This is a genomic window from Streptomyces sp. NPDC046876 (assembly GCF_040645035.1).
GTDB lineage: Bacteria > Actinomycetota > Actinomycetes > Streptomycetales > Streptomycetaceae > Streptomyces.
The window spans coordinates 1-6908 of the sequence record NZ_JBEYXK010000182.1; the positions used below are offsets into that span (position 1 = coordinate 1).

Below are 6908 nucleotides of genomic sequence, written 5' to 3' on the forward strand. Positions count from 1 at the left end.
GGGGCTGGATTTTGCCGCTGCGCGGCAACTCCAGCCCGCGCGGCGTTTGAGCGCACCGGGCGCGAAGCGCCCGGAACGGGGCCGGGGCGGAGCCCCGGTTTCGGGAAGGGGCGGGTAGGGGACAGCCCGCGCAGCGGCGGCCCGCAGGGCTACCGCAAGCGGGGAGGCCTCACTCGCTCTCGGCGCGGATCACGTCCAGCGCGTGCTGCAGGTCGGCCGGGTAGCTGCTCTCGAACTCCACCCACTGACCGTCCGCGGGGTGCTCGAACCCGAGCCGCACGGCGTGCAGCCACTGGCGGGTCAGCTTCAGCCGCTTGGCGATGGTCGGGTCGGCCCCGTACGTGAGGTCGCCGACGCACGGGTGCCGGTGCGCGGACATGTGCACGCGGATCTGGTGCGTACGGCCGGTCTCCAGCTTGATGTCCAGCAGCGAGGCGGCGCGGAAGGCCTCGATCAGGTCGTAGTGGGTGACCGACGGCTTGCCGTCCTGGGTGACGGCCCACTTGTAGTCCGCGCTGGGGTGCCGGCCGATCGGCGCGTCGATGGTGCCGCTCATCGGGTCCGGGTGGCCCTGGACCAGCGCGTGGTACCGCTTGTCCACGACGCGCTCGCGGAACTGGTTCTTCAGGGAGGTGTAGGCGCGCTCCGACTTGGCGACGGCCATCAGCCCGGAGGTGCCGACGTCGAGGCGGTGCACGATCCCCTGGCGCTCGGCGGCGCCGGAGGTGGAGATCCGGTAGCCGGCGGCGGCGAGGCCGCCGATGACGGTGGTGCCGGTCCAGCCGGGGCTGGGGTGGGCGGCGACGCCGACCGGCTTCATGATGACGACGACGTCCTCGTCGTCGTGGATGATCTCCATGCCCGGCACCGGCTCGGCGACGACCTCGACCGCCCGCGGCGGGGCCGGCATCTCGACCTCGAGCCAGGCGCCGCCGTGCACCCGCTCGGACTTCCCGACGACACTGCCGTCGACCGCGACCTTGCCCGCGGCGGCGAGCTCGGCCGCCTTGGTCCGGGAAAACCCGAACATACGGGAGATGGCGGCGTCGACGCGCTCGCCTTCGAGGCCATCGGGAACGGGCAGGGTGCGGATCTCGGGAATCGTACTCACCCGTCGAGTATGCCGGACTCCGCGCGGGCCCGGTCCCGGCCGAGCCCCGCGCAGGCCCTCCCGGGGCCCGCGGATCAGTCCTTGTGGACCGTGCCGTCCGGGTCCAGGCCCTTGAACGAGAGCAGCACGATCAGGATGCCGCCGCAGACGATCGCCGAGTCGGCGAGGTTGAAGACGGCGAAGTGGGCGGGGGCGACGAAGTCGACGACGGCACCGCGGAAGACGCCCGGCGAGCGGAAGATCCGGTCGGTCAGGTTGCCGAGCGCACCGCCGAGCAGCAGGCCCAGCGCGATCGCCCAGGGCAGGCTGTACAGCTTGCGGGCGAGCCGGACGATCACCACGATCACGGTGGCCGCGATGAGCGTGAAGATGATGGTGAAGGCCTCGCCGAAGCCGAACGCGGCGCCGGGGTTGCGGATGGCCTCGAACTTCAGCAGGTCGCCGATGATCCGGATCGGCGGCTGGTGCTCCAGCTTGGCGACGACGACCATCTTGCTGCCGAGGTCGAGCAGGTAGGCGAGCACGGCCACCACCAGCAGCGCGGCGATCCGCCGGCGCCCCCGGGGGGCTGCGGACCCGGGCTGGGCGTCGTCCCCGACCTCCGGCGTACCGATGATGCGCTCCGCCTCTGTCACGTGAGTCCCTCGAACTAGCTCGAAACCAGGTTTCCGACGGCACAGTCCTGCCAGGTTCCTGGACCCTGACGAGCACGAGAGTACGTCAGGGTCCGCCGTCGGCGCCGCCCGGGCCGGGCCTTTCGTGCGGCTGTTCGTGCGACTGCCCGTGCGGCCGGCTAGTGGCGCCGCTCCTGCTTCTGCTTGCAGTCCACGCACAGGGTGGCCCGCGGGAAGGCCTGCATCCTGGCCTTGCCGATGGGCTGCCCGCAGTTCTCGCAGAGCCCGTAGGTGCCCGAGTCGAGCCGTCCCAGGGCCCGCTCGGTCTGCTCCAGCATCTCGCGGGCGTTGGAGGCGAGGGCCAGCTCGGACTCGCGGGTGATGTTCTTGGTGCCGGTGTCGGCCTGGTCGTCGCCCGCGCCGTCGCCCGAGTCGCGCATCAGGCCCGAGATCGCCTCCTCCGAGGCGTGCAGCTCCGCGCGCAGCCGGGTGACCTCGCCCATCAGCTCGGTCCGCGCCTGGGCGACCTCCTCGGAGGTCCAGGGGTCCTCCCCGGGGCGTACGGCGAGCTCGCCGGGGGCGGTGGCGGTCACCCTCGTCTTGGGCAGCCCGCTGGTTGCGGCCGCAGCCGTCTTCCTGGCCGTGCCGGTGCTCTTCTTGGCAACCACTTTCCGGGCTCCCGTCTGTTGCGCGGCCTGCGCCGCCCCCTCGGCCGCGGCCGCCTTGGCCGTGGCCTTCCTCGCGGTCGTCGCGGCCGCCGTGCGGGCGCCGGCCGCCTTGGTGGCCGTGGTCTTCGCGGCCACCGCCTTGCCGGCCGCGGTCCTGGCGGCCGCGGTCTTGCCGGCCGTGGTCTTGGCCGTGGCCTTGGTGGCCGCGGTCTTCACGACCGTGGAGTTCTTGGCCGTGGAGTTCTTGGCCGTGGAGTTCTTGGTCGTGGGGTTCTTGGCCGCCGGCTTCTTCGCCGTGGACTTCACGGCCGCCGTCTTCTTCGCCGCCGCCGGGCTCCTCTTCGCCGTGGCGGCCTTCTCGGCCACCGTCTTCACCGCCGTCTTCACAGCTGCCTTCCCGGCAGCCTTCCCGGCCTTCTCGGCGGCCTTCCCGACAGCCTTCTCGGGAGGACTCCCGGCAGTCTTTTTCGCCACCATGGCCGCGGCCCCTTCACATACTGTGACCTTGCACGCGAATCGTGCCGGAACGATAAATCGACTCCCGTCCCGCGGCAACGGGGCACGCGTCCGTCGAGGCCAACCTGCATCCGTTGTGCCCAGCAGGGAGCCCGGTAATCCGCCCCACCCGTCCCACCCGATCCCCCGGCGGCGCACCGGACCGTTCGGGTCAAGCCACCGCCCGCCCCGTACGCCGCCCCGCGCCCCCGGCCGCGCCCCGTCCCCGGGCCCCCGTAAACCGGTCTGCCGAGCACGCCCCCGCCCCGTACACTGGGCCCAGCGAAAGGCATGGACGGGGACGAGTAGCGTCGGACGCAGCCGTGAGCGACCCGGGGACGGTGAGAGCCCGGGGGCGAGCGCGACGTGAAGGATCACCCCTGAGCCGCCGGAAGAACGCCCGCACCGCGGGTCAGTAGAACCGGCTCGCACCCCAATGAGGGGGCCACCGGACCCGTCCGGCGGCCAAGGAGGGTGGTACCGCGGGAGCCGAGGCTCTCGTCCCTCCGGACGGAGAGACGAAACCCGCCGGAGGAAGACGAAAAGCCTCATGACGAACCCGCCGCAGTACCGCCAGGTCCCCGCTCAGGTCGACCTGCCCGCGCTGGAGCACGCCGTCCTGGAGTTCTGGCAGGAGCACAAGACCTTCGCCAAGACCCTCGAGCAGTCCGAGGGCCGCCCCGAATGGGTCTTCTACGAGGGCCCGCCGACCGCGAACGGCATGCCCGGCGCGCACCACATCGAGGCCCGCGTCTTCAAGGACGTCTTCCCCCGCTTCCGCACCATGCGCGGCTACCACGTGGCCCGCAAGGCCGGCTGGGACTGCCACGGCCTGCCCGTCGAGCTCGCCGTCGAGAAGGAGCTCGGCTTCAACGGCAAGCAGGACATCGAGGCCTACGGCATCGCCGAGTTCAACGCCAAGTGCCGCGAGTCCGTGACCCGCCACACCGACGCGTTCACCGAGCTCACGACCCGCATGGGCTACTGGGTCGACCTCGACGAGGCGTACCGGACCATGGACCCGGAGTACGTGGAGTCGGTCTGGTGGTCCCTGAAGGAGATCTTCAACAAGGGCCTGCTGGTCCAGGACCACCGCGTCGCCCCCTGGTGCCCGCGCTGCGGCACCGGCCTGTCCGACCACGAGCTGGCCCAGGGCTACGAGACGGTCGTCGACCCCTCCGTCTTCGTCCGCTTCCCGCTGACCTCCGGCCCGCTGGCCGGCGAGGCGGCGCTCCTCGTCTGGACGACCACGCCCTGGACCCTGGTGTCCAACACGGCCGTCGCGGCGCACCCCGAGGTCACCTACGTCGTGGCCTCGAACGGGACCGAGAAGCTGGTCGTCGCGCAGCCGCTGCTGGAGAAGGCCCTCGGCGAGGGCTGGGAGGCCACCGGCGAGACCTTCACCGGCAAGGACATGGAGCGCTGGACCTACCGGCGCCCGTTCGAGCTGGTGCCCTTCGAGTCCCCGGCGCACTTCGTCGTGAACGCGGAGTACGTCACCACCGAGGACGGCACCGGTCTGGTCCACCAGGCCCCGGCCTTCGGCGCCGACGACCTCGCGGTCTGCCGCGCGTACGGCCTGCCGGTCGTGAACCCGGTCCGCCCCGACGGCACCTTCGCCGAGGAGGTCCCGCTGGTCGGCGGCGTCTTCTTCAAGAAGGCCGACGAGAAGCTCACCGCCGACCTCGACGCCCGCGGCCTGCTCTTCAAGCACATCGCCTACGAGCACAGCTACCCGCACTGCTGGCGCTGCCACACCGCGCTGCTCTACTACGCGCAGCCGTCCTGGTACATCCGCACCACCGCCGTCAAGGACGCGATGCTGCGGGAGAACGAGAAGACCAACTGGTTCCCCGAGTCGGTCAAGCAGGGCCGCTTCGGCGACTGGCTGAACAACAACATCGACTGGGCCCTGTCCCGCAACCGCTACTGGGGCACCCCGCTGCCGATCTGGCGCTGCGAGGAGGGCCACCTCACCTGCATCGGCTCGCGCGCCGAGCTGTCGGAGCTGTCCGGACAGGACCACTCGTCCCTCGACCCGCACCGCCCGTACATCGACGACGTGACCTTCCCCTGCACGGCCGAGGGCTGCGCGCACACGGCGGTCCGCGTCCCGGAGGTCATCGACGCCTGGTACGACTCGGGCTCGATGCCGTTCGCGCAGTGGGGCTACCCGTACAAGAACAAGGAAGTCTTCGAGAAGCGCTACCCGGCGCAGTTCATCTCCGAGGCGATCGACCAGACCCGCGGGTGGTTCTACACCCTGATGGCGGTCGGCACGCTGGTCTTCGACAAGTCCTCGTACGAGAACGTGGTCTGCCTGGGCCACATCCTCGCCGAGGACGGCCGCAAGATGTCCAAGCACCTCGGCAACATCCTCCAGCCGATCCCGCTCATGGACCAGCACGGCGCCGACGCGGTGCGCTGGTTCATGGCGGCCGGCGGCTCCCCGTGGGCGGCGCGGCGCGTCGGCCACGGCACGATCCAGGAGGTCGTCCGCAAGACGCTCCTCACCTACTGGAACACGGTCGCCTTCCAGGCCCTGTACGCCCGCACCTCGGGCTGGGCGCCGTCGGCGGCCGACCCGGCCCCGGCCGAGCGCACCGTCCTGGACCGCTGGCTGCTGTCCGAGCTGCACGCCCTGACCTCCGAGGTCACCGAGGCGATGGAGGCGTACGACACGCAGCGCGCCGGCAAGCTGCTGTCCGCGTTCGTGGACGACCTGTCGAACTGGTACGTGCGCCGCTCGCGCCGCCGGTTCTGGCAGGGCGACAAGGCGGCGCTGCGCACGCTCCACGACGTGGTGGAGACCGTCACCCGCCTGATGGCGCCGCTGACGCCGTTCATCACGGAGCGGGTCTGGCAGGACATGATCGTCCCGGTCACGCCGGACGCCCCCGAGTCGGTGCACCTGTCGACGTGGCCGACGGCCGACACGGCGGCGATCGACCCGGTGCTGTCGCAGCAGATGCAGCTGGTGCGGCGCCTGGTCGAGCTGGGGCGCGCCACGCGTGCCGAGTCCGGGGTCAAGACCCGGCAGCCGCTGTCGCGGGCCCTGGTCGGCGCGGCGGGCTTCGACGCCCTCTCCGAGGAGCTCCAGGCGCAGATCACGGAGGAGCTGAACGTCTCCTCCCTGGCCTCCCTCTCCGAGGTGGGCGGATCGCTGGTGGACACCACCGCGAAGGCGAACTTCCGGGCGCTGGGCAAGCGGTTCGGCAAGGGCGTGCAGGACGTGGCCAAGGCCGTGGCCGCGGCGGACGCGGCGGCGCTGTCGCTGGCCCTGCGCTCCGGTGAGGCCACGGTGGAGGTGAACGGCGAGACGGTGGTCCTGACCCCGGAGGAGGTCATCATCACCGAGACGCCGCGTGAGGGCTGGTCGGTGGCCTCCGACTCCGGTGCGACGGTTGCCCTGGACCTGGAGATCACCCCTGAGCTGCGGCTCGCCGGGCTGGCCCGCGACGCGATCCGCCTGATCCAGGAGGCCCGCAAGAACTCGGGCCTGGACGTCGCGGACCGGATCGCGCTGCGCTGGTCCTCGACGGACGCCGAGGTGGCCTCGGCCCTGACGGACCACTCGTCGCTGATCGCGGACGAGGTCCTGTCGACGGACTTCGCCTCGGGCGAGGCCGACGACTCTTACGGCACCCCGTTCACGGACGAGTCCCTGTCCCTGACGTTCCGCCTCCGCAAGGCATAAGGGCCGAACGCACGAAGCGGCGCCCCCCCCTGACGCGAGGGGCGCCGCTTTCGCGTGCGTGCGCTCACACGCAGGGAGCGGACCGGATTCGAACCGGCGTCCTCCCTCTTGCTGAGAAGGCGCGACGACCTCTGCGCTACCGCCCCCTGCGCGCGATCACTTTACCCGCGCCCCTCCGGGGCTCCCGCTGCGCGGAGCCTGTCCCCTCCCCGCCCCTTCCCGAAACCAGGCTCCGCCCGGACCCGTCAAAGATCGGGGGCTCCGCCCCCGGACCCCCGCGCCTCAAACGCCGGCGAGGCTGGAATTGCCGCGCAGCGGCAAAA

The 6908-nt window shown here is 71.6% G+C and carries 4 protein-coding genes and 1 tRNA gene; 1 reads left to right on the plus strand and 4 read right to left on the minus strand.

The features are described from left to right. Positions 1–169: 169 nt before the first annotated feature. The 3 genes from ABZ924_RS37735 to ABZ924_RS37745 form a co-directional block, all read right to left on the minus strand. The gene (locus tag ABZ924_RS37735; RefSeq protein WP_361920128.1) at positions 170–1111 is read right to left on the minus strand and encodes an RluA family pseudouridine synthase; all 942 of its coding nucleotides are present in this window, start codon (positions 1109–1111) and stop codon (positions 170–172) included. A gap of 74 nt (positions 1112–1185) precedes the next feature. After that, entirely contained in the window at positions 1186–1746 is a 561-nt protein-coding gene (lspA, locus tag ABZ924_RS37740) for a signal peptidase II (protein WP_361920130.1), read from the minus strand. Between the two features lie 158 nt (positions 1747–1904). Then, positions 1905–2780: a TraR/DksA family transcriptional regulator gene (locus tag ABZ924_RS37745; RefSeq protein WP_361920132.1), complete on the minus strand. Its 876-nt coding sequence runs from the start codon at positions 2778–2780 to the stop codon at positions 1905–1907. A gap of 658 nt (positions 2781–3438) precedes the next feature. On the opposite strand from ABZ924_RS37745, the gene ileS reads away from it, so the two are divergent. Further along, positions 3439–6585: an isoleucine--tRNA ligase gene (gene ileS, locus ABZ924_RS37750; RefSeq protein ID WP_361920134.1), complete on the plus strand. Its 3147-nt coding sequence runs from the start codon at positions 3439–3441 to the stop codon at positions 6583–6585. A 73-nt stretch (positions 6586–6658) separates the two neighbouring features. Here the strand turns inward: ileS and ABZ924_RS37755 are convergent. Beyond that, positions 6659–6731, minus strand: a tRNA-Ala gene (locus ABZ924_RS37755). Positions 6732–6908: the final 177 nt, after the last annotated feature.

Bases quoted from the DNA above. Each gene is read 5' to 3' on its own strand.
- ileS (WP_361920134.1), top strand. From the start codon at position 3,439: ATGACGAACCCGCCGCAGTACCGCCAGGTCCCCGCTCAGGTCGACCTG.